This window comes from Clostridium sp. 10cd*, from assembly GCF_044336395.1.
GTDB classification, from domain to species: domain Bacteria; phylum Bacillota_I; class Bacilli_A; order Erysipelotrichales; family Erysipelotrichaceae; genus Clostridium_AQ; species Clostridium_AQ innocuum.
The window spans coordinates 4,385,628-4,407,638 of sequence record NZ_CP172347.1; the positions used below are offsets into that span (position 1 = coordinate 4,385,628).

23 protein-coding genes and 1 riboswitch are annotated in these 22,011 nt (G+C 42.3%); of the genes, 7 read left to right on the forward strand and 16 right to left on the reverse strand.

Features of this window, described 5'->3' with window-relative positions; genetic code table 11:
* Positions 1-134: 134 nt before the first annotated feature.
* From ACG3M1_RS21785 to ACG3M1_RS21815, 7 genes are read right to left on the reverse strand one after another with little or no spacing between them, the layout of a single operon-like run.
* Entirely contained in the window at positions 135-1,022 is an 888-nt protein-coding gene (locus ACG3M1_RS21785) for a class II fructose-bisphosphate aldolase (protein WP_217793500.1), read from the reverse strand.
* Between the two features lie 18 nt (positions 1,023-1,040).
* Positions 1,041-2,084, reverse strand: a complete 1,044-nt coding sequence (locus tag ACG3M1_RS21790) for a zinc-dependent alcohol dehydrogenase (RefSeq protein ID WP_055200437.1) — start codon at positions 2,082-2,084, stop codon at positions 1,041-1,043.
* On the reverse strand, positions 2,077-3,237 hold the full coding sequence (locus ACG3M1_RS21795; protein ID WP_242410476.1) for an iron-containing alcohol dehydrogenase: 1,161 nt from the start codon (positions 3,235-3,237) through the stop codon (positions 2,077-2,079). Before ACG3M1_RS21795 ends, ACG3M1_RS21790 begins: the two co-directional genes overlap by 8 nt.
* A gap of 11 nt (positions 3,238-3,248) precedes the next feature.
* On the reverse strand, positions 3,249-4,085 hold the full coding sequence (locus ACG3M1_RS21800) for a PTS system mannose/fructose/sorbose family transporter subunit IID (protein ID WP_008816308.1): 837 nt from the start codon (positions 4,083-4,085) through the stop codon (positions 3,249-3,251).
* Positions 4,082-4,837, reverse strand: a complete 756-nt coding sequence (locus ACG3M1_RS21805) for a PTS mannose/fructose/sorbose/N-acetylgalactosamine transporter subunit IIC (protein ID WP_008816307.1) — start codon at positions 4,835-4,837, stop codon at positions 4,082-4,084. The genes ACG3M1_RS21800 and ACG3M1_RS21805 overlap by 4 nt, the downstream gene beginning before the upstream one ends.
* 15 nt (positions 4,838-4,852) lie before the next feature.
* Complete coding sequence (locus ACG3M1_RS21810) at positions 4,853-5,335, reverse strand: PTS sugar transporter subunit IIB (RefSeq protein WP_008816306.1); 483 nt, start codon at positions 5,333-5,335, stop codon at positions 4,853-4,855.
* A gap of 2 nt (positions 5,336-5,337) precedes the next feature.
* Positions 5,338-5,739, reverse strand: a complete 402-nt coding sequence (locus ACG3M1_RS21815) for a PTS sugar transporter subunit IIA (RefSeq protein WP_054343649.1) — start codon at positions 5,737-5,739, stop codon at positions 5,338-5,340.
* A 275-nt stretch (positions 5,740-6,014) separates the two neighbouring features.
* Here ACG3M1_RS21815 and ACG3M1_RS21820 point away from each other — a divergent pair, with 275 nt between their 5' ends.
* Positions 6,015-8,450, forward strand: coding sequence for a PRD domain-containing protein (locus tag ACG3M1_RS21820; protein WP_009269963.1), 2,436 nt, complete (start codon positions 6,015-6,017; stop codon positions 8,448-8,450).
* Between the two features lie 301 nt (positions 8,451-8,751).
* On the forward strand, positions 8,752-10,071 hold the full coding sequence (locus tag ACG3M1_RS21825) for an ATP-binding protein (protein WP_217793496.1): 1,320 nt from the start codon (positions 8,752-8,754) through the stop codon (positions 10,069-10,071).
* A 146-nt stretch (positions 10,072-10,217) separates the two neighbouring features.
* Here the strand turns inward: ACG3M1_RS21825 and ACG3M1_RS21830 are convergent, their stop codons facing one another.
* The 7 genes from ACG3M1_RS21830 to ACG3M1_RS21860 form a co-directional block, all read right to left on the reverse strand.
* On the reverse strand, positions 10,218-11,888 hold the full coding sequence (locus ACG3M1_RS21830) for a formate--tetrahydrofolate ligase (protein ID WP_161129363.1): 1,671 nt from the start codon (positions 11,886-11,888) through the stop codon (positions 10,218-10,220).
* A 51-nt stretch (positions 11,889-11,939) separates the two neighbouring features.
* Complete coding sequence (purD, locus tag ACG3M1_RS21835) at positions 11,940-13,172, reverse strand: phosphoribosylamine--glycine ligase (protein WP_008816302.1); 1,233 nt, start codon at positions 13,170-13,172, stop codon at positions 11,940-11,942.
* 62 nt (positions 13,173-13,234) lie between these two features.
* Positions 13,235-13,334: riboswitch (purine riboswitch) on the reverse strand.
* 56 nt (positions 13,335-13,390) lie between these two features.
* Positions 13,391-14,101, reverse strand: coding sequence for a hypothetical protein (locus ACG3M1_RS21840; protein ID WP_008816301.1), 711 nt, complete (start codon positions 14,099-14,101; stop codon positions 13,391-13,393).
* Entirely contained in the window at positions 14,088-14,816 is a 729-nt protein-coding gene (locus ACG3M1_RS21845) for a hypothetical protein (RefSeq protein ID WP_035303604.1), read from the reverse strand. Before ACG3M1_RS21845 ends, ACG3M1_RS21840 begins: the two co-directional genes overlap by 14 nt.
* Positions 14,813-15,556, reverse strand: coding sequence for a hypothetical protein (locus ACG3M1_RS21850; protein WP_009588531.1), 744 nt, complete (start codon positions 15,554-15,556; stop codon positions 14,813-14,815). Before ACG3M1_RS21850 ends, ACG3M1_RS21845 begins: the two co-directional genes overlap by 4 nt.
* The gene (locus tag ACG3M1_RS21855; protein WP_009588495.1) at positions 15,553-16,248 is read right to left on the reverse strand and encodes a hypothetical protein; all 696 of its coding nucleotides are present in this window, start codon (positions 16,246-16,248) and stop codon (positions 15,553-15,555) included. The genes ACG3M1_RS21850 and ACG3M1_RS21855 overlap by 4 nt, the downstream gene beginning before the upstream one ends.
* A gap of 12 nt (positions 16,249-16,260) precedes the next feature.
* Positions 16,261-16,707, reverse strand: a complete 447-nt coding sequence (locus tag ACG3M1_RS21860; protein ID WP_002606416.1) for a LytR/AlgR family response regulator transcription factor — start codon at positions 16,705-16,707, stop codon at positions 16,261-16,263.
* 173 nt (positions 16,708-16,880) lie between these two features.
* Here ACG3M1_RS21860 and ACG3M1_RS21865 point away from each other — a divergent pair, with 173 nt between their 5' ends.
* The 3 genes from ACG3M1_RS21865 to ACG3M1_RS21875 all read left to right on the forward strand — a co-directional run bounded on the left by ACG3M1_RS21865 (position 16,881) and on the right by ACG3M1_RS21875 (position 18,833).
* Positions 16,881-17,090, forward strand: a complete 210-nt coding sequence (locus ACG3M1_RS21865; RefSeq protein ID WP_002606417.1) for a helix-turn-helix transcriptional regulator — start codon at positions 16,881-16,883, stop codon at positions 17,088-17,090.
* A complete protein-coding gene (locus tag ACG3M1_RS21870) occupies positions 17,087-17,503 on the forward strand; it encodes a hypothetical protein (protein ID WP_395814597.1) in 417 nt (138 codons plus the stop codon). The genes ACG3M1_RS21865 and ACG3M1_RS21870 overlap by 4 nt, the downstream gene beginning before the upstream one ends.
* Positions 17,504-17,726: 223 nt before the next feature.
* The gene (locus tag ACG3M1_RS21875) at positions 17,727-18,833 is read left to right on the forward strand and encodes an alpha/beta hydrolase (RefSeq protein ID WP_008816296.1); all 1,107 of its coding nucleotides are present in this window, start codon (positions 17,727-17,729) and stop codon (positions 18,831-18,833) included.
* Positions 18,834-19,410: 577 nt separating this feature from the next.
* Here the strand turns inward: ACG3M1_RS21875 and ACG3M1_RS21880 are convergent.
* Positions 19,411-19,749 carry a PTS lactose/cellobiose transporter subunit IIA gene (locus ACG3M1_RS21880; RefSeq protein WP_002606422.1) on the reverse strand — a complete coding sequence of 113 codons (339 nt, stop codon included), beginning with the start codon at positions 19,747-19,749 and terminating at the stop codon, positions 19,411-19,413.
* A gap of 317 nt (positions 19,750-20,066) precedes the next feature.
* Positions 20,067-20,744, reverse strand: coding sequence for a TetR/AcrR family transcriptional regulator (locus tag ACG3M1_RS21885; protein ID WP_395814600.1), 678 nt, complete (start codon positions 20,742-20,744; stop codon positions 20,067-20,069).
* Positions 20,745-20,800: 56 nt separating this feature from the next.
* Between ACG3M1_RS21885 and ACG3M1_RS21890 the strand changes: the two genes are divergently transcribed.
* Complete coding sequence (locus tag ACG3M1_RS21890; RefSeq protein WP_008816294.1) at positions 20,801-21,313, forward strand: NAD(P)H-dependent oxidoreductase; 513 nt, start codon at positions 20,801-20,803, stop codon at positions 21,311-21,313.
* Complete coding sequence (locus tag ACG3M1_RS21895; protein WP_009269973.1) at positions 21,313-21,936, forward strand: hypothetical protein; 624 nt, start codon at positions 21,313-21,315, stop codon at positions 21,934-21,936. The genes ACG3M1_RS21890 and ACG3M1_RS21895 overlap by 1 nt, the downstream gene beginning before the upstream one ends.
* The last annotated feature ends 75 nt before the right edge of the window (positions 21,937-22,011 follow it).

Sequence of the window (22,011 nt, forward strand, 5' to 3'; positions counted from 1 at the left end):
TATGTTAACTGTATAATTCGCTTCCATATCATGTAAGCATATTTTATGTGATCAATCATAGATCTCAGATAATCATAAAATATCCTGTCACAATCACCTTAACAGGATATCTTATTTCTCTAATAGATTATTTGTTACTTTGCTTCATTTAGGTCCTGTTTCAATCCCGAAGAAACACATTGCTCTGCCTTCCATGCTTTATCTGCACATCCCAGAATTTTTATGAAATGCTTTGCTGTTTCCTTATATCCTTCCTGCAGCATCGGCATTAAGGCATAGATATTATTCCCCTCCATACCGACTTCCTGTATTTTATTATACGCTCCGCGGAATAAATCATTGGCTACATTCACCTTACTGATACCCAGACGGCATGCCGTTGCCAGATTCTCATCACCGGTACCGCTGCCACCATGCAGCACCAATGGCACCGGAACCTTCTCTGCCAGCTCTTTTAAAAGATCAAGACGAAGCTTTGGCTCTCCTTTATAAACACCATGTGCGGAACCGATGGCCACAGCCAGACAATCAACGCCTGTCTCCTCCACGTACCGTACTGCTTCATCCGGCTGCGTTAAGGCTGCAATACCATCAACAGCATAGTTCTCACCGACACCGACATGACCTAGCTCTGCCTCTACACCGACACCTGCAGCATGTGCAATTTTCACAAGCTCCTTCACCTGTGCGACATTTTCCTCATATGGAAGGGAGGAGCGATCGACCATGATGGTATGAAATCCGGCATGAATTCCTTTTACCGCATCCTCAAAGGTTGCACTGTGATCCAATATAAACGCTACCGGTACGCTCGCTTTGATTGCAAAATCATGCAGCATGCGGCCAAAATACTGCATATCCTTATTATGACCCCAGCCACAAAGCATAATCAGGGGGGCATTCATCTCCTCAGCCGCTTCCACGCATGCTCTCAATGAAAGCTCATCTACAGCTGATAAAGCCGGTACTCCGTAATGTCCCTCTTTTGCCTGTTGCAGGATTTCTGCCATACTTACTAACATCTTATATTCCTCCTTAAGTTAAAATGTGATAATAATACGAAATGTATCCGGACGTATTGCTGCTTCAAACGCTTCCTGTGCCTGATTGCACGGATATACTCCGGAAACCAATTTTTCTGGATCAATCAACCCTTTGCTTAACATATTGACCGCCCGCTGAAAGGAACGTACGCTTGGACTTACTGCTCCTGTAATAACCGTTTCACTGGAATGCAGCCAGTTTGGACTGATTTCAATCGGCTTATCAGGATGCTGTGAGCTGTACATGACGCATCTTCCCAAGGGTGCTGTCATCTCCACAGCCTGCTTAGCAACAGCACTGATCGGTGTTGTGTTAAAGACAGCCTCTGCACCGATACCATTCAGATTTTTTATGTAATCAACCGGATTTGTTTCCATCGGGTTGATAGTATCATCACATCCCAGTGTCTTTGCCAGAGCACGACGTTTAGCATCCGGCTCACTCATGATAACGCGTGCACCCGACAGCTTGGCACAGAGTACATGCAGCATTCCCATGATGCCTCCACCTAACACCGCTACATCATCTCCCAGTGCAATCTGTCCACGTTCAATCGAGTTCAGCACACATGCCAGCGGTTCGCTGAACACCGCTGCTGTATCAGAGAGTGATTCCGGCAGCAGGTAAGCCTGAGAGGGATCAATATTCAGATATTCTCCAAGCCCTCCTGTACCTGGTATTTCCATTTCCTTATCAAACGGCGCATTGATATCTACGCACAGATTCTCTTCACCATGACGACAGAAATAACATTTTCCGCAAACCTGAATCAAACGAGCTGTCAGCTTCCTTCCGATCGGAAACTCACGTTCACTTACCCCCTCCCCAACGGCCGCAACGCTTCCGACAATTTCATGTCCGCCAACAAATGGCAGCGGCATTTTGGACTCCCGTGTAAACACACGCTGTTCCCAGGTACATAATGCACATGCTTTGATATGCATCAGTATTTTGCCCGGCTTTACATCAGGACGCCGAACCTCTTTCACCTCAACCTTATGGTCATCCGTAATCGCTACTACCTTCATTTTCTTATTCATATGCTGTCCTCCATTCTTTTCCATCATATAATTCCTGATACATTGCTTTTAATTCAGCTGCAGAGAAGGTCTTTGGTGCACACTGCACATTGGCATCCTGCATCGCCTGCTTCACATAGGTATCAATTTTACACATATAAGCCGTACGTTCGATACCTGCTTCCTGTAGGGTAACCGGCATCTCTATTTTTCGATACATCTCCCATATCCTTGCTATCAGACGCTCCTGCTTTTCCATAGAGGTCCCGCAGATTCCCAGCTGATCAGCCACTTCCTCATATAAAGGCTGCGGCAGCAGATGACACATCGTATACGGCAGGATAAGCCCCGTCATCAGTCCATGCGGCTTTCTGAAATCACCACCGGCCTGATCCATTCCGTGCGCCATACCGGTTATGGAGTTATTGATACATGCACCTGCAATCGTTGCACTCAAATGGATATCACGACGTGCATTCAAATCACCATTGCAGGAAGCCTCCAGCTGTTTTATAATCTGCACAGCGGCCTGCACACTTTGCATCCGTACCATATCCGAAGCCAGAACAGAAATACCCGCCTCCAACGCATGGGCAAGAGCATCACATCCGGAGAATGCAATGACGTGCTTAGGAAGACTTACCAACAGCTCATAATCAAGAATGGCTGTGCTTGGCATGATTTCATTGCTTAAAACCATACACTTTCTTTTCTCTGTATCCTTAACTACCGCACAGCCCGTTGTTTCAGAGCCTGTCCCACTGGTTGTAGGAATGGCAATCAGTTCCTTTTCCTTTGTGAATGATTCTACAGCATATGGTGCAAATGCCTGTTCCCAAGTGTAATCAGGGAATTCTGTAAACAGCCATAGTACCTTCGCACTATCCAGGACGGAGCCGCCTCCGATTGCCACAAATACATCCGGATCAAAGCGCTGCGCTTTTCGAATGGCCGGTTCCAGAAGCTCTGTGGTAGGCTCCTGCGGCATATTACAGAGGACTTCATAATCGCAGTCCTTTAAAAGCTCATCAAACAGCTTTGTTTCAAGCTGTAATGCCTTCAAAACATTTTCATCGACAACCAAGCCGATTTTTTTATCCTTCCACCGTTGTACTTCACGAAGTGCACCATTTCCCATGATATACTTCGTTGTTTGGTATTGTTTAATCTGCATCTATTGCCTCCCTATACACTCAAAATTCCCGTTAATCCGCCGATAACACCAATAGCGATTATGACCAGCATAACCAAAACACTTGATTTTCCTGCTTTCAGCAGCTTGTAGCAGCCCAGTGTCAATAACAGCGGAAGCATACTTGGAAGAATGGCGTCAAATAGCTGCTCCTGCATGGAGAAGCTTCCTTCTGCCTGTGGGATGCTGATGCCGCATTTCATTGTCACAAAATTAACAACCAATGCTCCCAGTACCATACAGCCCATAATACTCGCAGCGGATATTAAACGTTTGATAACACCATTCTCCAGCATACTGAGAATTGCATCTGAACCTTTACGATAACCCAGTAAAAATCCAAAGCGTGATATGCCGAATACAATAATCGCCATAACCAATGAGAATACAAGAGGAATGACCCAGTTACCACCTTTTGCAAAATCTACAGCGAATGCAATAAGCAGGGGGAGGATGACACCCTGTATCAAGGTATCACCAATACCCGAAAGCGGCCCCATCAGTCCGGTTTTAATTGAGGTGATTGCATCATTATCAAGTTCAGCTCCCAATGCCTTCTGTTCTTCCATCGCCAGAACCAGTCCAACAATAGATGACCCCAGACAAGGCTCACAATTAAAGAAGCTGGTATGACGCTGCATGGCTTCTATACGTAAATCCTTATTATCCTTGTAAAGCTTTCGAAAGGCCGGGGTCATGGCATGAAGGAAGCCGATTCCCATCATACGCTCATAATTGTAACAGGCCTGATTATTGAACAGCCATAGCAGCCAGGCTCTATTAACCTCTTTGCTGGTAAGCAGATTTTTCTTATCTACAGTTTCACTCATGCCGCATTACCTCCTGTACTCTCTTTTTTCTGTGTATAGACGATTGCAATACAAAGCGATATAAATCCAATCGCAATCATACTCAATCCCGAATATACAGAAATCAGGAACCCGATGAAGAAAAAGATTTTTGCCTCTCCTTTGAAAATATACATCAGCGTCAAGCCAATACCGAGAGCAGGCATCATCCCTCCGATAATCATGAGGATATTTAATACTGTCCCGCCAAGAGCATCAATAATACCCTGAATATAGCTGGCCCCGAAATAGCATGCCAGCATACATGGAACAAAGGTAAGCACAAACAGCATCAGCTGCGGCAACAATACAGAAGGAATCCAAACCTTCCCAGCCTCGCCTTTTTCTGCCAGATGATCTGCCATATGTGCAAATACTGAATCCAGTGTCAGACGTCCAAACCAAAGTAAGGTACCAATCAATCCGATTGGGACAGCAATCGCCAGAGCTGCTTCCGTATCCAGACCACCTGTAATTCCCAAAGCGGCTCCCAGGATACCAGCCAGACACATATCTCCGGGCAAAGCACCACCTGCTGATATAAACCCTACATACATCAGATTTATGGTAGCTCCTATCATAGTTCCCTGTGCGGGATCACCAAGAAACATCCCTGTCAGACAACCGCTTACCAACGGCCTGTAAACAGAATAATAACCAACCGGTCCTGCAATGATCGAGCTATTCCCCAAATAATAAATAATCCCCAGTAAAACAGCCTGCAAAATACTCATAATACTTCTCCTTTCCTATCCGCTTATCATTTTACCAACATCACTTGGCGACTCATTCGGTACCAACTGATAATACATCGGTATATGCTTATTCATGATGCGCTGCATACACTCGATTTCTTCTTCACTTGCTGATACATTGCGATTAAATTTCCTGCGGCCTGACTTTGCCCCCATTCCCCCCAGAATCACTTTATCCAGCAGAATACCTTCATCAATTAAAGCCTCAACCACCTGTGGAGTCTTTACCAAAATAATAATTCGTTCTTTATCCTCAGCCTCCTTTTTCAACTCACACACTCCGTTTTCTATATTGTATATATCAATACGAATATCGGAAGGTGCTGCTGCCTTAATGATTTTCTGTAAGAAAACATCTTTCACCAATGCTTCATCAATGATTACAATACGATTACCCTCAGTCTGCTTTACCCATGCCGTAACAACCTGCCCATGAATAAGACGGTCATCGATGCGGCATAACACAATATGTTTCATGTTTAGTCCTCCTTCAGCATTTCATTAACATGAATGAGCGTTTTCATTTCCTCTGACATTATGTGTGCTATCATCATCTTCAGCTCCATCTGCGTTCTTGAACAGAGAATCTCAAGTAAAATGGGAAGATTGATTCCTGTTAGATGTTCAAATGTGTGATCCTTCATCAATGACGCTGTAACATTAAACGGACTTCCGGAACGCATATCTGTTAGAATCAGTATTTCACTTCCCTTCCGCGTACAGCTGATTGCCTGCAAAATAGAGTCCCTCAGATGTTCGACGCTTTCACCTAAATAGAAGCCGAATGCCTGTACGTTTTCCTGTTCCCCCATGATGAGTTCACTGCTTGCCAGCATCGCTTTTCCATATTCGCCATGTGTAACGATTATGATATCAATCATATACAGCTTCCTCCTTTTCCTTTCTGATGTCATCTTATCATCGTCCCTTTCAGGTGGTCAAAAAAGTCCCTGTTTCAACACACTCAGGAAAGCGTGTGAAGAAAAAAGAAACAGATTTACCAGCTTTTATTCCGATAACTTCCAGTGCAAGCATACACAATATGTATACATTGTAAAAAGCAGACACACTTTTAGACTTTTTTATGCGTTTTTATTCTTACTGTGTTATTATGAAGAAGAAATCAACACAAAAAAATTAAGGAGGTCGTGATTTCATGAGTAAACGCAAAGAACTGATTCTGAAAGCAATTTATGCGCACACCTTGGAATGTCTGGAGGATAAGCAGTATGATAAGCTTGGAATGGATGCCTCCTCTTTGGCGATGGATTTGCGGCTTGATCGATCAAATGTATCCAGAGATCTCAACCTCCTGCATCAGGAAGGCAGACTGATCAAGCTCAATGGCAGACCAACACTATATGTTTCACGCCAGCTTTTGATGAAGTATTTCCCCGAGCAGAACATACCCGCCGTTCTTTCCAAGGATCAGCAGCTTACCGATTTTCTGACTAAGCAGCAGCGTCAGAATGAACAAACGCAGATGAAAGAATCTCTGGATACATTGATTGGAAAAAACATCGGTGAAAGTATGTATGAGCCGATTCAAAAAGCTAAAGCAGCAATGAATTACCCATATAGCGGATTAAATACCATTATCGAGGGGCAGGAGGGAACCAACCGGAAGAGTTTTGCACAGCTCATGTTTCTGTACGGCAAACAGAATGGACGATTTTCTTCCTTTCATTCTCCGATTATTGCAGACTGCAGCCTTTTAAAAAATTATTCTGTTCATGATTTGGATTTGTATGTATTCGGAGAAATCATCGACAGCCGACTGCGCCGCGGTCTGGTGGAAAAAGCTAGGCAGGGGATGCTCATACTGCTTCATTTCGAACAGCTTCCCGATTTAATAAAGATAAAGATATGCAATGCAATAACAGAAGCGCAGTACCATCCACTCAACGCTGTCAATCGCAGATTTACATTTCAATGCCAGGTGATTATCACGACCTCCTCACCTGAATTAAAAGAGGAATCCATGATCCGCCGCTGTTTTCCAACGCTAATTTCCCTGCCTTCACTACAGCAGCGTACACTGGAAGAGACCGTTATGCTGGTTCTTAAGCAGTTTCAGGAGGAGGCTTATTTCATCAAGCGAGCCATTCGCATATCAAAGGGAATTTTGAGCTGCTTCGCAATGTCCTCCTATAAGGGAAATCTGCCGCATTTAAAAGCTGAGATACGCAGTTCATGTGCAAATGCCTATACCCGTTTGATAAAAGAAAATCCCTTATGTATCACTTTGGATTTCGCCGATATATCAAACACGGTACTATCCGATATTTATGATGTAAACGAGCGTTATCAGCAGTTGAATACGATTTTAGCTTTATTTACACATAATGATTTCTACTTTTCCACGATGAAAGAGAATGAAGAATTACAGATGCTCTATCATATCAATGAGGAATTGAATCAGAAAAAAAACATTTCTATAAACAATGCAAAGGGTGAAATTGTAAATCAGTGTCTGAATGATATGAATGCATTCATGAATGTTCACCTGAATACCATACGCTCTGTTTTATTGAAGGATATTTATGATTTATTATATCCTGTTTTACAGGATAAACCTATTTCGCGAAATGAAAACATACTTTATGGAATGTTAAGTAAGCTTTCTGAATTTATCTCAGCTTTCAAAGAAGACACGGTTCCGGCGATTACAGATGTTGGGGCGATCAGCATTGCACGAAAAAAAGATTACCTGTTATTCGACGAAATTCAAGAAGCTGTTTCTTCACGCTTTAATTATACCTTCACAAAATGGGAGCGTGATTATATTGCGACCTATGTTTATCTATCCAGTCAATGGCTGCAGGAAACGCAGGTACAGCTTCTGATTGTTACAGAAAATGGCCGCTCCAAGGAATATGCACGTTATCTGCATTCGCATGATTACGGGAACCAGATTCTATCTCTGGAGTTGGATACACAGGTATCCCATGATGCTCTCTTATCCATTCTGACAAAGCATGTACAGGAAAGTGATAAGGGGAAAGGCGTTTTGATCATTACGGATAGTAAAGATATCAAGCTGCTGGAGAAGGAACTACAGACTTTGTCAAATTGTCATGTACGCATCGTCCCAGACCTTGACCTGCCGCTATTGTTAACACTGTTAAAACGTGCAAGCAGTATCGGAGCAACCTTTGAAACCATTCTTCAAAAGGATGCCGAAAATCCGATTGCTGAAACAGAAGCCAAGGACTCTGACAGCTATGCAATGCAATTGATTCAACAAATGGATGAAACCATTTTAAGCGATTCCCTTGTCTTTCTAAATCCGCGTAAGTCTTCCCAAATACTTTATAAAACATTAAATGCCATCATAAAGCAGCTGCAGCTGCCTTATTCAGACAATCTGTTGATTAAGTTTATTTTTCACTGCTCCTTTACACTGGAGCGCTGTATAAAAAATGAGCCACTTTCTTTTCCGAAGATGAAGGCATTCATAAATCGCAATAATTATGTTTACAATATCATTGAGCGGAATTTTCATGAGGTTCAGGAGGTTTTCGATTGTACGATTCCTCCTTCTGAGTTTTCATTTATCACGGAGATATTTCTGCCCTTAACAAAAGAATAACGATTATTCCTGAGCTGTTGAACATACTTTTCAATTTACCCAAAGTCCTGATAGTTTAAAAATGAGGTTATCTGTTGAACTGTTATGATTTTAAAATATAGCGCCTCTTTCGTTGAAATTTGCACCGCCATATCAGTGACGATGATAACCTCGTTGTCTTTCTGCAAAGCGATTACCACTTCATTATGCATAATATTACTGATAAAAATATGTTAATCTGCATTTTTTTATCGATAAATATATGTGAAATATCATATTTTTATCATTACGTGATATACTATTATATGAAGGAGGAGTCCACATGAAAAGAAAAATAGAGCAGCAACTTTTAAAATGGAAACAGATGCCAAACAAAAAACCACTATTAATCAAAGGTGCTCGTCAAGTTGGAAAAACATATAGTATACGTGCATTTGGAAAAGAAAACTATAAATATATGGTAGAAATCAACTTTGAAAGAGATATTTCATATATTGAATTGTTCAATAAAACACACAATCCAATAGAGCTACTTGATTATCTCAAAATATCCTTCATGGATATACCATTTCTCAAGGATACTCTCTTATTTTTGGATGAAATTCAAGCATGTCCCGATGCTATAACTGCACTAAAATTTATGAGCGAAGCCTTTTCCTGTGATATCATCTGTTCTGGAAGTATGTTGGGTATCGCTATCGCTAAGACTACCTCGTTTCCAGTTGGTTACGTAGAAACATGGGATATGTATCCTATGAGCTTTCTTGAATTTTTGGAAGCCGTTAGCATAAATAAAGATATTTTGAATCGCATAAATCAATCTCTTAAACGGCTGGAAGCTGTACCTGAGATATTACATGATAAAATGAATGAGCTTTTTACAAAATATATGATTATCGGCGGTATGCCAGAGGTGGTCGCAACGTATGCTGAAACGAAATCCATAAAGGAATGCCTTATGATTCAAAGAAGAATTGTCAATGATTACCTTAACGATATGGCCAAATATGCCATATCCGGGGATAAGATAAAAGCTAGAGAATGCTTTCAATCCATCCCTGTTCAACTTGCGAAAGAGAATAAAAAGTTTCAATACAGCGTGGTAAAAAAAGGATACAATGCCCGCTATTACGATTCAAGTTTACAATGGCTCGAGGACAGCGGATTGATATTGAAAGTAAACCGCCTTGCTCATATTGCAGAACCTCTGGTTTCTGAAGTGGAATTATCTGTATTTAAAGTATATATGGCAGATTGCGGACTCTTTATCTCACAGTTTGATGATGGTGATATACAAAAAATAATCCGTGGTGATTTAAGTATTTACAAAGGAGCTATCTATGAAAATATAGCTGCACAGATATGTAAAAGAGCGAATAAAGCGTGCTTCTACTATGAGCCGAGCCAAAGCACAGAAATTGATTTCATCATTAAATATGAAGGAGAAATCACCCCTTTAGAGGTTAAAGCTGGCACACATACAACATCAAGGGCATTTCAGAACTTCGTAAAAAAATACCGTGTAAAGAATGCCTTTCTTTTTTCAAAGAAGAATACAGGAGTATCTATTGATGGAGTTATCAAACACCTGCCACTGTATATGCTGGAAATCATACTGGAGCAGGAACCGGATATTTTTTGACGGGCTTTTAAAATAGAATTAAATTGAAATGGTATATGCAACTAATATCATGTTAAAAAGACGGATTAAATCATCTCCGTCTTTCTTTGTAATCATTAATCATGAAACAGCGTATCTGAATCGAGATACGCTGTTTTACATTCTAATTAGAATAAACCTTCGATATGCCCCTTTTCATCGATATCCATGTTATTTGCCGCAGGCATCTTTGGAAGACCCGGCATCGTCAGTATCTTCCCCGTTAATGCAACCAGGAAACCGGCACCAAGACTCGGGCGCAGCTCACGAACCGTAATCGTAAAATCCTTCGGAGCCCCATATACCTTCGCATCATCAGACAGTGACATCTGCGTTTTCGCCATACAGATTGGCATCTTATCCCAGCCAAGGGAAGTATACAACGCAATTTGTTCCTTCGCCTCTTCTGTGAATGCAACTTCTTTTGCGCCATACACCCTTGTCGCAATTGCTGTAATTTTTTCCTCAATGCTTTGTTCCACATCATACAGCGGAGCATAGCTGTTTTCCTCTGCACAAAGCTCCACCAGCTGATTGGCTAGATCAAGCGCGCCTTCTCCGCCCTTTGCCCATACCTGAGAAAGGCTCATCGGATGCTGATGCTCTTTACACCAGTTCTGCAGTGCTTCCACCTCTGCAGGAGTATCGCTCGCAAATTCATTGATTGCTACGATATAAGGCAGTCCGAACTGCTTTACTGTATCAATGTGCTTTGCAAGATTTTCACACCCTGTCAGCATCGCCTCCACATTTTCATCCTTCAAATCCTCATATGCTACATTGCCGTGCTGCTTCAAGGCACGAATGGTTGCTACAATTACCACTGCATTTGGCTTCAGCCCACCGAAGCGACACTTGATATCCAGGAACTTTTCAGCTCCAAGATCAGCACCAAAGCCTGCCTCTGTCACCGTATAATCCGCAAGCTTCAGACATGTTCTTGTCGCAAGAATGGAATTACAGCCATGAGCGATATTGGCAAACGGACCGCCGTGAATCAGTACAGGATTATGTTCCAGTGTCTGTACCATATTCGGTTTGATGGCATCCTTCATAACCATTGCCAGAGCCCCTTCAATGCCAAGGTCCTTTACATAAATCGGCTCCTTCTTTGAATTAAATGCCACCAGCATATTGCCGAGGCGTTCCTTTAAATCCATCAAAGAAGTAGACAGACAAAGAACTGCCATCACCTCACTGGCCACCGTGATATTGAAGCCGTCCACACGTTCCACACCATTCGCCTTCGGTCCCTGTCCGATCGTAATGTGACGCAGCGTACGATCGTTCATATCCAGACAGCGTTTCCATGTGATGTTTTCTATATCGATATCCAGCTCATTTCCCTGATGAATATGATTATCCAGACATGCGGAAATCAAATTGTTTGCTGTTGTGATTGCGTGCATATCCCCGGTAAAATGCAGGTTAATATCCTCCATTGGTACAACCTGGGCATAACCGCCGCCGGCAGCTCCACCCTTCAGACCGAAAACCGGACCCAGACTTGGCTCACGAAGCGCGATCATCGTCTTTTTCCCTAGCCGGTTTAACGCATCCCCCAAACCAACAGTCGTTGTGGATTTTCCTTCCCCGGCCTTTGTCGGATTGATTGCGGTCACCAGAATCAGCTTACCGTCTTCCTTGCCTTCATTTCTATGCAGCAAATCGAGAGATACCTTTGCCTTATAGTTACCATAGTATTCCAGGTCCTCTTCACCCACACCGATTTTTGCCGCAATATCACGAATATGCTCCATTTTACATTCCTGCGCAATTTCTAAATCTGTTTTAAACATAGCTTCCTCCTTGTATATTTCTCTTATTCACTATAGACAAAACCTAATGTATTACATATCTTTCTTTCCAATATCATTTCTGTAAAAGAGCTTATCACAGTGAATTCTATGTACATCCGCATATGCTTTTTCATATGCTTCCTCCAGTGTATCCGCTGCAGCGCACACGCACAGAACACGACCGCCGTCCGTTACCAGACTGCCTTCCTTTTCTGCCGTCCCCATGTGAAATACCATGGAATTCACATTCTCCAAATTTTCAATCACAGCGCCCTTTGTACTGGAAGCAGGATACCCCTCACTGGCCATAACAACACCAAGCGTAACCCTGTCGTCCCATTCCAGCTCTGTCTTGGAATGGTTCATAATATTCTCAATCACGTCACAGAAATCCGTTTTCAGCCTCGGCAGGATAACCTCTGCCTCCGGGTCACCAAAGCGTGCATTGAATTCGATTGTTTTAACACCATGCTTTGTCAGCATCAGCCCGCCGTACAGAAATCCGGTAAACGGATGCCCTTCCTTCACCATTGCCTTCGCCATCGGCATCATAACTGCATTCATCGTTTCCTCTATAATATCCGGTGTTATCTTCTTAACAGGAGAGTAGACACCCATACCACCAGTATTTGGACCTTTATCACCGTCATACGCCGCCTTGTGATCCTGTGCAACCTCCATCGGAAGAACCAGATCATCACATACAAAGCAAATCAAGGAGAATTCAAAGCCCTCCAGGCATTCCTCGATAACAACACGGTTTCCCGGAACACTGAACGCGATTTCGATTGCATCCAATGCTTCCTTTAGTTCATAAGCAACCGTAACACCCTTTCCTGCCTTCAAGCCGTCTTCCTTTATTACAATCGGCACGCCCTGATGCTCCACATAGCCGATTGCATCCGCTTTATTGTCAAAGGTCTGGTAGCTTGCTGTCGGAATACCATACTTCGCCATGATTTTCTTCGCAAAGTCCTTGCTGGACTCCACCTGTGCCGCATCCTTTGTCGGTCCGAATATCTTTAGTCCCTCTGCCTGAAACGCATCAACGATTCCCAGTGACAGCGTAGCCTCCGGTCCGACTATCGTTAAATCTATTTCCTGTTCCTTTGCAAATGCGGTTAAGCCCTTTACATCACTGTCCGCAATATTGACACACTCCGCAAGCTCTGCCATTCCGGGATTTCCCGGAGCTGCATAAATCTTCTTTACCCGGCCGCTTCTGCTTACCGCATGAACCAGTGCATGCTCTCTTCCGCCTTTACCGATTACCAATACTTTCATCAAACAATCGCTCCTTCCGAAACATAAAAAGCATGAAAAGTCACAGTAAACCTTCCATGCATTGAGCCAAAAAGTTTACTTGTAGTTCGCCAATTTACGGTCGGCGAGTAGAGACGAATCATCCAATCATGTTTCTATACAAGTAATATTTCCACTCTTATTTTACTTTATTTTGTACAACATTACAATTCCATTTCAGGAAAGTTTCGGGAAAGCACTCAATCTATAATCACATGATAGTCTATTCCGAATTCTTTATGAATCGCCAGCACCTGTTCCCCATAATAAATTTCCTTTCTTCCATCCTTTTCAAACGTATATTTCAGATTGGTATAAATATAATCATATGCTGAGAAATCCTGATACGGTATTCGAATCCGATAGCTTTTCTCATCCTCGCTAATTTCCGCTGCCTTGACTTTCAGATCCCGATTAACAGGCTCCACCGTTTTCAGACGACCATATGCGTTCTTTCGTATACGGATATTTATCACTTGTTCCTCCGTGTTTCCGAAAAACTCAGACTCCTGCAATGCTTTTCCCTTCACATATCGGATATCATACCGTCCCAGATCAGCCGTCCTTTCTTCCCCGTTTTCTGTATACTGGAGTGTTTGAAAACGGACACGACTTCCCTGCTTCATAGGCACATAGACGGTTAACGGGGCAGCTTCACAAAACCATACAGCAGGATCCATCGGCTGCTTCATATCAAAATCTATCAGCTGCGGCTCTGTGACAGTATTACGCGAAGGCTTACCCTCTTCGAGCATAATACTCTCCACCTCATACAATGAGGTCTTGCTATATTCTACACTGTTGTGTAAAAATTCAGCCGTTGAAGCTGCAGGCTGGAAAGCATACCATAAAAGAAGAAACACCACCACTAACAGAGGCAGAAGCAGAAGTATTTTTTTATTTACTTTCATTTTGTATCCCTCCATTTTCTACAGTAAAGCGAATCTCTTCATGTATCGGATTTTTATTTTCTTCTTCCGTTATGTTCCGCAGCTCCAGCTTCAACTCGGAAGCATCACAGGATTCCTGCATAGTTCCTCGAACCATGACATATAGTTTTTTATCTTTGGGGTTCATTATCATATTCGTTGCATATGTACCACCGAAAATATCCTGCAGCTCTATATAGTAATACTCCTTTAAATCTGTTGCGGCACGTTCATAGCTGATGATATAAACGTAGTCCTTTTTATTCTTTATCGCATACTGCATCCGGATCCCATGCTTAAGCTCCTGTTCATGATATGAAACTGATTCCCTGCTTTTCAATTCTTCCATGTGTTTCAGCTCTTCTGTAATCGTTTGTTCATCGGCATTTAGGTCAAGATAGCTTTCCGTCGTGAAACAGCTCCTTTGTTTCATGTCACCTGGCTGTGTGTTCCATGCGAAAACAAGTAAGCTGCAGGCTGCAGCCAATATTGCGTAAGCAAATAATACGGTTTTCGGGGAAGGCAGTTTTCTTACAGCTTTATCGAGCAGTGCAGCATTCAGATTTTTATCATAGTGATATCGATACGCAATATAAAGAAGAGCTCCGCCTAGGACGAGCAAAATCAGAACCCATGGCCATTGCGTAAGGGAGGCTGTAGCTTTCTGTGCAATCGTATCCATTCTGTTTACAGTCACACAGCAAGGCGCTGAAAGCCTCTGCCCGCGGTTTGATTTCCACTCTTATAAAGCTCAACAACACCTCGTCCATACCGTTGTATCCTTCTGCCGCTTTTTTCAAAGGTATAACAGAAATTTGTAGCTGTCATATCATATTCCTTTGGCAGCTCATAGCGAAGTATAACTCTTGTGTCTGTATCAAAATCGCCATATGTATTTCTCTGTATTACAATTTTTATAGGAGCATCCGGATTCACAGCTTCAACGTGGATCAGTCTCCCTGCTGCCTTCGTATTTACATCAATATACAGCTCTTTTTCCTCAGAATCCCAGTTCTTTGAAATGGAGGCTTCTTCAAAAACCTCTCCGCTTTTTTCTATTTCATATATACCGATATCCGCCGTTTTCTCCTCCTGATCCTTTTGATAGGTGATTTTGGAAAAGCTTACCTTCATATCTTTAAACATGGGAAGCTGAATTCCATAAGCATAGAAATCCTCATCCTCCATAGGTGCTTCCTCATCAATCACATAACGGGGATCAACCACAGCGTCTGCCTTGTAATCTGCGATTCCCGTTACCCTGACACCTTCACCGCCTTCTTTTTTAAACCGTACTATAAGACTTTCCTCCATGTCCTCTCCCGGAAAATGAAATCGAATACTTGATTTCAGAAATGTCGCTTCCTTCTGCACAGGTGCACACCCTCCTATACAGCAGAGAATAAGCAGCCCTGCAATTCCTGTTAATTTTTTCATCGATGGATACCTCCCTTTTCAATCGTGTAGCTGTCATAATAATCGACACGATTCTTATTTTTCCCCCGGGTATAATTGTATATGTGAATGCTGCGCTTCTGTGCTGCGCAAGAATCCTTGATCGTTCCTGTGGTCATGGATATGATTTTCCGCGAATCCGCCTTGATTTCCCCACTGGTCCACCCGCTGTCGGTACGGTTACGGATTATTATCTGTTCATCCTTTTGCGGTTCTCTCAGCAGATCATACGTAACGACATATACATATTCCTTGCGATCATTTACTGCATAGGTTACAGTTACATGCTTATTCGGCTTTTCCTTCTGCATGCTGAGGGATTTGCTGCCTTTTTTTACAGCCTCAAGCCGTTCCTTAACCATCGCTTCATCCACTCCTGCATACTGCACCGTATCATACATATCACATGTCGTTTCACTTTGCTCTGCTTCACGCAGATAATAATAGCCCATATACCAGGATAGCGTCAGGATCGAGAGAATCCCCCAAATGCATACCACTGTCCGGACTGTTAATAAATGAATCTGCTTTTCTGGTGTTTTTAAATGTTGATTGACCCGCAGCTCATAGTAATGCTTATAAAGGACATAAACCACCAGACCTGCCAGTAAAAGAAGTAGAATAAGCAGAAGCAAACCGGTGGATGATTGACTGTCAAACAAAGTCTGTAGCATATGCATCCCTCCTTAAAATCCCATTTCTTCCTTGAACCGGTAATAATAGCTTCTGGATACCTCGATTTGATCCTCGTTTGTGAGAATAAGCGTAAATTTTGAGTTTAAACTGCTTCGGATTCGCCGTATATCCTTTTTATTAACAATGAACGCCTTATGAACTCTCAGAAATCCTTTTTCATACAAATTGGCCTCCAGCTGATACATTGTTTCTTTAACACGGTACCTGCCGTCCATGGTATGTATCCATATTTCCTGGGAAATGCTTTCTATATAGATGATATCTTCAACAGCGAGACGCATGTATTCCTCATGATCCCTGACAAGCAGATAGCGGTAATCATAATTTGCCTCGTACAATACATAATCGGCATCCTCACAAACAGTTACCTGCCCCTTTTGAAGATCATCCAACAGCTGTTCTTTCATCTCTTTTCTGCATAATAGCTTAAGTTTCATACTTTCACCCTTTTCACCTATAGTTTATCGGAATTCAGAGGAAACACAAGCAGTATGATATAAGATACAAATATAGGCAGTAACATGCACAGGAAAAGCAAATATATGTAAAGCACGCTTCACATTTTTATCATCCGGTGGTATACTAAAGATGTAAAGGAGGCTTTACATTCATGAGGAATCGAATACGAAAGCTTCGGCAGGAATTACAAATGACGCAGGAGGAGCTGGCACAGCGGTGCAGAGTCAGCCGGCAGACGATCATCTCACTGGAGAAGGGGAAATACGATCCCTCCATTCACCTTGCACACCGCATAGCAACAATTTTTCAACATCATATCGAGGATGTATTTCTTTTTACGGAAGGAGCGGATGAGTCATGAAAGAACAGAATATTATAAGGATGAAATGCATTACGATTCTACTGTTTATCATACTGTCAGTTGTGCTGATTGTTGTCGGCTTTTCGCAGGAATATCGCAGTTCCTCCCTTTTCAGTGGAGGTGTCGGAGGCCTCATCGTTTCCCTGTATATGCTGAAAGCGATATGGTCAGCCAAAGCATCACAAAGGAAACGTGAGCAATTGATTATTGATGAAACAGATGAACGCAATCCGCTAATTCAGAAAAACAGCAGAGCGCAGGCATTCAACGTATCTCTTATCGCAACTCTGGCAGCCTCTGTTCTTGCATCCTTATATCATGAAGAAGCCATCAACAGCTGCTTTAACATTCTCCTGGGCATTCAGCTGTTTGCCTATTTACTGATCTGGATGTATTACAAAAGAAGGCTGTAGCTTTCCATATCATAGACCTGCCGGATGAAGCCGATTATAGGGATGCATGCGCAATCATCAAAAGCTTACCACGTACGATCCGGTTCCTGCAGGGCTGCTTTAAAAATACTGCCTGTGCATAAGCTCATTGGCTGCTTGTATACAGGCAGCTTTGCCAGACTTCGCAATACATTATATTCACCAAAGAAGATGGTATTGTAATATCGTAAAGGAGATGCTGTTTATGCAGCTTGTATGGATTCTGCTCATTGCGGCAGCTATTACAGTTATCGAGATTCTTATCTATCATTACCGTTTGCCAAGGTTTTTTCTGTTCATTTTTCCACTCATCAATATTTGTCTGGAAATATGCATTGTCTTTTACATTCTGCGTCAGCAGGCACTGGTTACGAGCTATTATCCGCTATGGATACGAATCGGTATTTATCTTCTGCCGCTTCTGTTATCCCTGTTTATCATGACCGGCTTCCTCGTACGCAGATATGTAAAGCTGGAATATACAAAACCATTTCGCCATATCGTCTGCCGTCTGTTTGCATTTCTTCTGATCAGTATGCTTTTCATCTTTCTCACAACCATTTATTTTGCACAGGAATATGTTATCTTTTATCCAAATGCAAGTCCTCAGGATCGGGATATGCTCATGGCGGATAAAGCCTATGAGCGTATCAGCATAGATTCGCAATATACCGGATGGTTGAGAAAAGCAGAGAATGCGGATAGCATCATAGTGTATTTTGGAGGAAATGCACAGAATACCAGTGCCTTATGCAGAGAATATGATGAAAGCGGAATTTTCTCTTATATGAAGAATTCACACTTTCTCAGTATTGATTATCCTTCCTACGGAGACAGCAAGGGTTCCCTGTCACAGGAAGAGCTATTTAAGATGGCGGATGCAGTCCTGCATTATGCCCGTCACAGATATCCAAATAAAAAGCTGTATATCGTCGGCTACAGTATCGGTACAGGAATGGCAAGCTATGCAGCTTCCAAATCAACACCGGATGCACTCATTCTTCTCTCTCCATACAATAACGGGAGAGATTTATTCAATTCCTATTTCCCTGTTTTCTATGGTCCCCTGCAGCATCTGATTCGTTACCCGCTAACAAGTGACAGGTATGTCGGTGCACTAACCTGCCCTGCTCTGGTCATATTGAGCAATCAGGATACCATCGTTTCTCCCAGCCTCTCAAGGCGCCTGATTGAATGCTTCACAACGCCGGTTAAGACGATTCCTTTTGATACATTGGATCATGGTGATATCGCTATGAATAAAGAGGTATGGAAATCCATAATGCGCTTTCTTCATGAGCTTTCTGAATAGATTCTCATCATGAATTTGCTTAACCGACAGCCATGAATATTTCTGTACCATGAATCGATATGAAAAAAGCTCTGTATACCTGACCTTATACAGAGTTTTATCTATGTACTGCATTCCGCAAAGAGCCTAGGCAGCTGCATCCGAATGGCCTGTTTTATATAGGAATACCGTTGAAGATAATCGATTTTCAGCAGCGTGCTGAGTATGGATTTATCCTTACAGCTGTAGGCAGGCGGTATCTGCGCTCACATGACACCAGGAACACATCCAGCATCAATATATTCATATCAACCGTATAGTATGCTGTGAGAACAGCTGATTGCACTGCTTCTGTGTATCCACGGCAAGGCTTTCAATCTGCGCATGGATACCGTTGATGACCATACTTTATGAAACCTCATCGACAGGCTCCTGCTTTCTGTATATCCCGTATAATCTGCTTTAACGACTCCAGCTTCTCTGACTGCTCCTGTACGTTATTCACAAAGCTTATATCCGCATGCTTCGATAAAGACATTAACACTCATAAGCCATACCGTTTTCTTAAACAAAAAAACATGGAAATCACTCCATGCCTTTATCCTTTTTCATATATTTTCTCTTCCAGCTCATCAAATTTACGATACAGATCAACGAATTCATCACATAAAATTTTGAAGGATTCCGCACTCATCAGTAAATCCTGTGCATGTGTGAGCAGAAGGTTTAAATCCACCGGATTTCCTCCGGCTTCCTCCTGAACAAGTCGCTGATGTATACGATGCCCCTTTGCATACTGTTCATTGCCCTTTCTTACAAGCTCGTTACACTGTCCGTAGTTTTTACTTTTAGCCTCCTGAATCGCTTCGATATAAAGACTTCTAGCCTGTCCCACGGAAGAAATGATTTCTAGTATTTCAAGTTCTGAACTGCCCATCGTATCCATCTCCTGACCTTTTCTGTTCTACTATTGTATCATACCCATACCGTGATTTCACTAGGAATTTAAAGAAAATGATATCTCTTACAAAAGATGCCGAATTCATTACTGATTGAAGTATTCTCTCAATCGCTTTAACAGCTACAGGATATGCAGACCTATTTCTATCATACTCTCAGGCATTCACAGCCGCTTATAGCCCCAACAGTAAAACATAATACTCAAATCAGCAGATCTGCTTTCTGAAGGATGTAACAAAACAGCTTTATAAGGAGATGCTCAGGACTATCCTTTCCAAATATCTTCCTAAATAGCTAGCTGTGGTAAGCAGACTTCATACAGCGAAGCTTGATTTCCCGACGTATGATTTCCTCTGCCGTTTTCAACGCATCCTTTTGAGAATCTATGATTTTATAGGCAAGCATATCACTTAATCCCATTACAAGGCTCCACATAGAGAGGATCTCCTTCTGATACTCCTCCGGCGGACAACCGTGTTTTTTCAAAAAGGCAAGAGCGGTACTGCGAAATATCTCATACGACTTCACCGACTTCTTTTCTAAGTCCTGCAGCTGAAACATTTGAGATTTCATGATATTGGTATGATATTTCAAAAAATCAGGATGCTGTACCATAAAGGCTACATAGCCTGCACCAATCTGAATGATAGCCTCATCTACATCACCACCCGCATTCTCATAGGACCTTTGCAATGCCTCCGTGAACTGTTCTTCGATATATGCAGAAATGGCGCTCATAAACTCTTCCTTATTTTGAAAATGCTTATACAGGGCGGTATGTGAAACATGACAGAGTGCCGCAAGCTTTCGCATAGAAAGGCTTCGTTCCCCGTACACATTGATGTAACGAATGCCCTCCTTTATCAATGTATTTTTTAAATCCTTATGATGATAGCTTTGTTCACACATGCAGACCAGTCCCTTCTTACGATGTAACTGTATTTTATCACACGATGTTGACAGTGTAAACATAATATGATACTCTATCAATGTAAACAGCGTTTACTTAGCTGAAGAAAGGATTTATCATGAAAACCATACTATCCGATATTGCCTTACCTCAACTGCCATTTTCAGAAAATGTATCTGTATTCGATTCCCATGAGCTCAAGCAGACAGCACCATGTACAGGCTGCTTTTCCTGCTGGATCAAATCACCGGGAGCATGCATATTCCAAGACGATATAGCTTCCTTTACAGCTTCCATGAAACAAAGTGATACGCTTTATATTCTTACAGAGAATGTATATGGCTCCTATAGTCCGTTTGTGAAGTGTGCAATCGACCGCTCTCTTTCCTATGTGCAGCCGTATTTCACCATTCGCAATCATGAAATGCACCATGTGTTAACCTCTCCCACTCATCTTCAGCTGATTGTTATTGCATATGGCAGTGAGAATGAACAGGAACAAAACGTCCTTCAAGCTCTTGTTCAGGCGAATGGAGTCAATATGGATTGCAGGTATGTCCAATGTCATCACTGCGCGGATAGTGAAAAGGCACTTGTCCGGTTACAAACCATGTTGGAGGTGGCCGTTTAATGAAATACGCAATCCTTTCCGGCTCACCGAAGCCATCAAACAGCTGCAGTGAAATGCTGGCCAAACATCTCTTTACAGATATGGAAAATATCACTGTTTTCCACTGTATGGATATCCATAAAAATCTGGATATTTTTCATCAACTGCAATCCTTTGATACCATTGTGCTAAGCTTTCCACTTTATTTTGATGCGCTGCCTTCCCATCTTCTCAGCTTTCTTCTGCAATGGGAGAAGGAACGAAAGCGTGCAACTGTAAAGGTGAACCTGTATGTTATTGTAAACTGCGGCTTTTTTGAAGGAAAGCAGAATCGCTATGCGCTGCAGGTTGTGGAAAACTGGTGTACTAAAAGCGGTATGTGTTTCATGGGAGGGATTGGCATCGGTGCAGGTCCCATGCTGAATGAAATACAAGCAATGGCATGGGAGCATGGCCCAAAAGCTCCTGTGGATAAAGCCCTTCGCCGTATGAGAGAAGCTATTATAACGGATACTGCATTCGAAAGTTCTTATGTCCAGCCTGCCTTTCCGCGCAGTCTTTATATAAAAATGGCACATCATTCCTGGAATAAGCAATTAAAAAAGAATGGCTATGATCCAAAGCGTGTGTATCCGAAACGGTAAGCCTTTTGAAAGTAAAACAATTCTATGCTTCCTATTCTCTTGATAGTGAATATCGTATAAATACATTAACTGCCA

Bases quoted from the DNA above. Each gene is read 5' to 3' on its own strand.
- ACG3M1_RS21860 (WP_002606416.1), bottom strand. From the start codon at position 16,707: ATGAAACTTAAGCTATTATGCAGAAAAGAGATGAAAGAACAGCTGTTG.
- purD (WP_008816302.1), bottom strand. From the start codon at position 13,172: ATGAAAGTATTGGTAATCGGTAAAGGCGGAAGAGAGCATGCACTGGTT.
- ACG3M1_RS21865 (WP_002606417.1), top strand. From the start codon at position 16,881: ATGAGGAATCGAATACGAAAGCTTCGGCAGGAATTACAAATGACGCAG.
- ACG3M1_RS21880 (WP_002606422.1), bottom strand. From the start codon at position 19,749: ATGGGCAGTTCAGAACTTGAAATACTAGAAATCATTTCTTCCGTGGGA.
- ACG3M1_RS21885 (WP_395814600.1), bottom strand. From the start codon at position 20,744: ATGTTTACACTGTCAACATCGTGTGATAAAATACAGTTACATCGTAAG.
- ACG3M1_RS21870 (WP_395814597.1), top strand. From the start codon at position 17,087: ATGAAAGAACAGAATATTATAAGGATGAAATGCATTACGATTCTACTG.
- ACG3M1_RS21785 (WP_217793500.1), bottom strand. From the start codon at position 1,022: ATGTTAGTAAGTATGGCAGAAATCCTGCAACAGGCAAAAGAGGGACAT.
- ACG3M1_RS21800 (WP_008816308.1), bottom strand. From the start codon at position 4,085: ATGAGTGAAACTGTAGATAAGAAAAATCTGCTTACCAGCAAAGAGGTT.
- ACG3M1_RS21850 (WP_009588531.1), bottom strand. From the start codon at position 15,556: ATGAAAAAATTAACAGGAATTGCAGGGCTGCTTATTCTCTGCTGTATA.
- ACG3M1_RS21825 (WP_217793496.1), top strand. From the start codon at position 8,752: ATGAAAAGAAAAATAGAGCAGCAACTTTTAAAATGGAAACAGATGCCA.
- ACG3M1_RS21805 (WP_008816307.1), bottom strand. From the start codon at position 4,837: ATGAGTATTTTGCAGGCTGTTTTACTGGGGATTATTTATTATTTGGGG.
- ACG3M1_RS21875 (WP_008816296.1), top strand. From the start codon at position 17,727: ATGCAGCTTGTATGGATTCTGCTCATTGCGGCAGCTATTACAGTTATC.
- ACG3M1_RS21810 (WP_008816306.1), bottom strand. From the start codon at position 5,335: ATGAAACATATTGTGTTATGCCGCATCGATGACCGTCTTATTCATGGG.
- ACG3M1_RS21795 (WP_242410476.1), bottom strand. From the start codon at position 3,237: ATGCAGATTAAACAATACCAAACAACGAAGTATATCATGGGAAATGGT.
- ACG3M1_RS21855 (WP_009588495.1), bottom strand. From the start codon at position 16,248: ATGCTACAGACTTTGTTTGACAGTCAATCATCCACCGGTTTGCTTCTG.
- ACG3M1_RS21890 (WP_008816294.1), top strand. From the start codon at position 20,801: ATGAAAACCATACTATCCGATATTGCCTTACCTCAACTGCCATTTTCA.
- ACG3M1_RS21815 (WP_054343649.1), bottom strand. From the start codon at position 5,739: ATGATTGATATCATAATCGTTACACATGGCGAATATGGAAAAGCGATG.
- ACG3M1_RS21840 (WP_008816301.1), bottom strand. From the start codon at position 14,101: ATGAAAGTAAATAAAAAAATACTTCTGCTTCTGCCTCTGTTAGTGGTG.
- ACG3M1_RS21790 (WP_055200437.1), bottom strand. From the start codon at position 2,084: ATGAATAAGAAAATGAAGGTAGTAGCGATTACGGATGACCATAAGGTT.
- ACG3M1_RS21830 (WP_161129363.1), bottom strand. From the start codon at position 11,888: ATGTTTAAAACAGATTTAGAAATTGCGCAGGAATGTAAAATGGAGCAT.
- ACG3M1_RS21895 (WP_009269973.1), top strand. From the start codon at position 21,313: ATGAAATACGCAATCCTTTCCGGCTCACCGAAGCCATCAAACAGCTGC.
- ACG3M1_RS21820 (WP_009269963.1), top strand. From the start codon at position 6,015: ATGAGTAAACGCAAAGAACTGATTCTGAAAGCAATTTATGCGCACACC.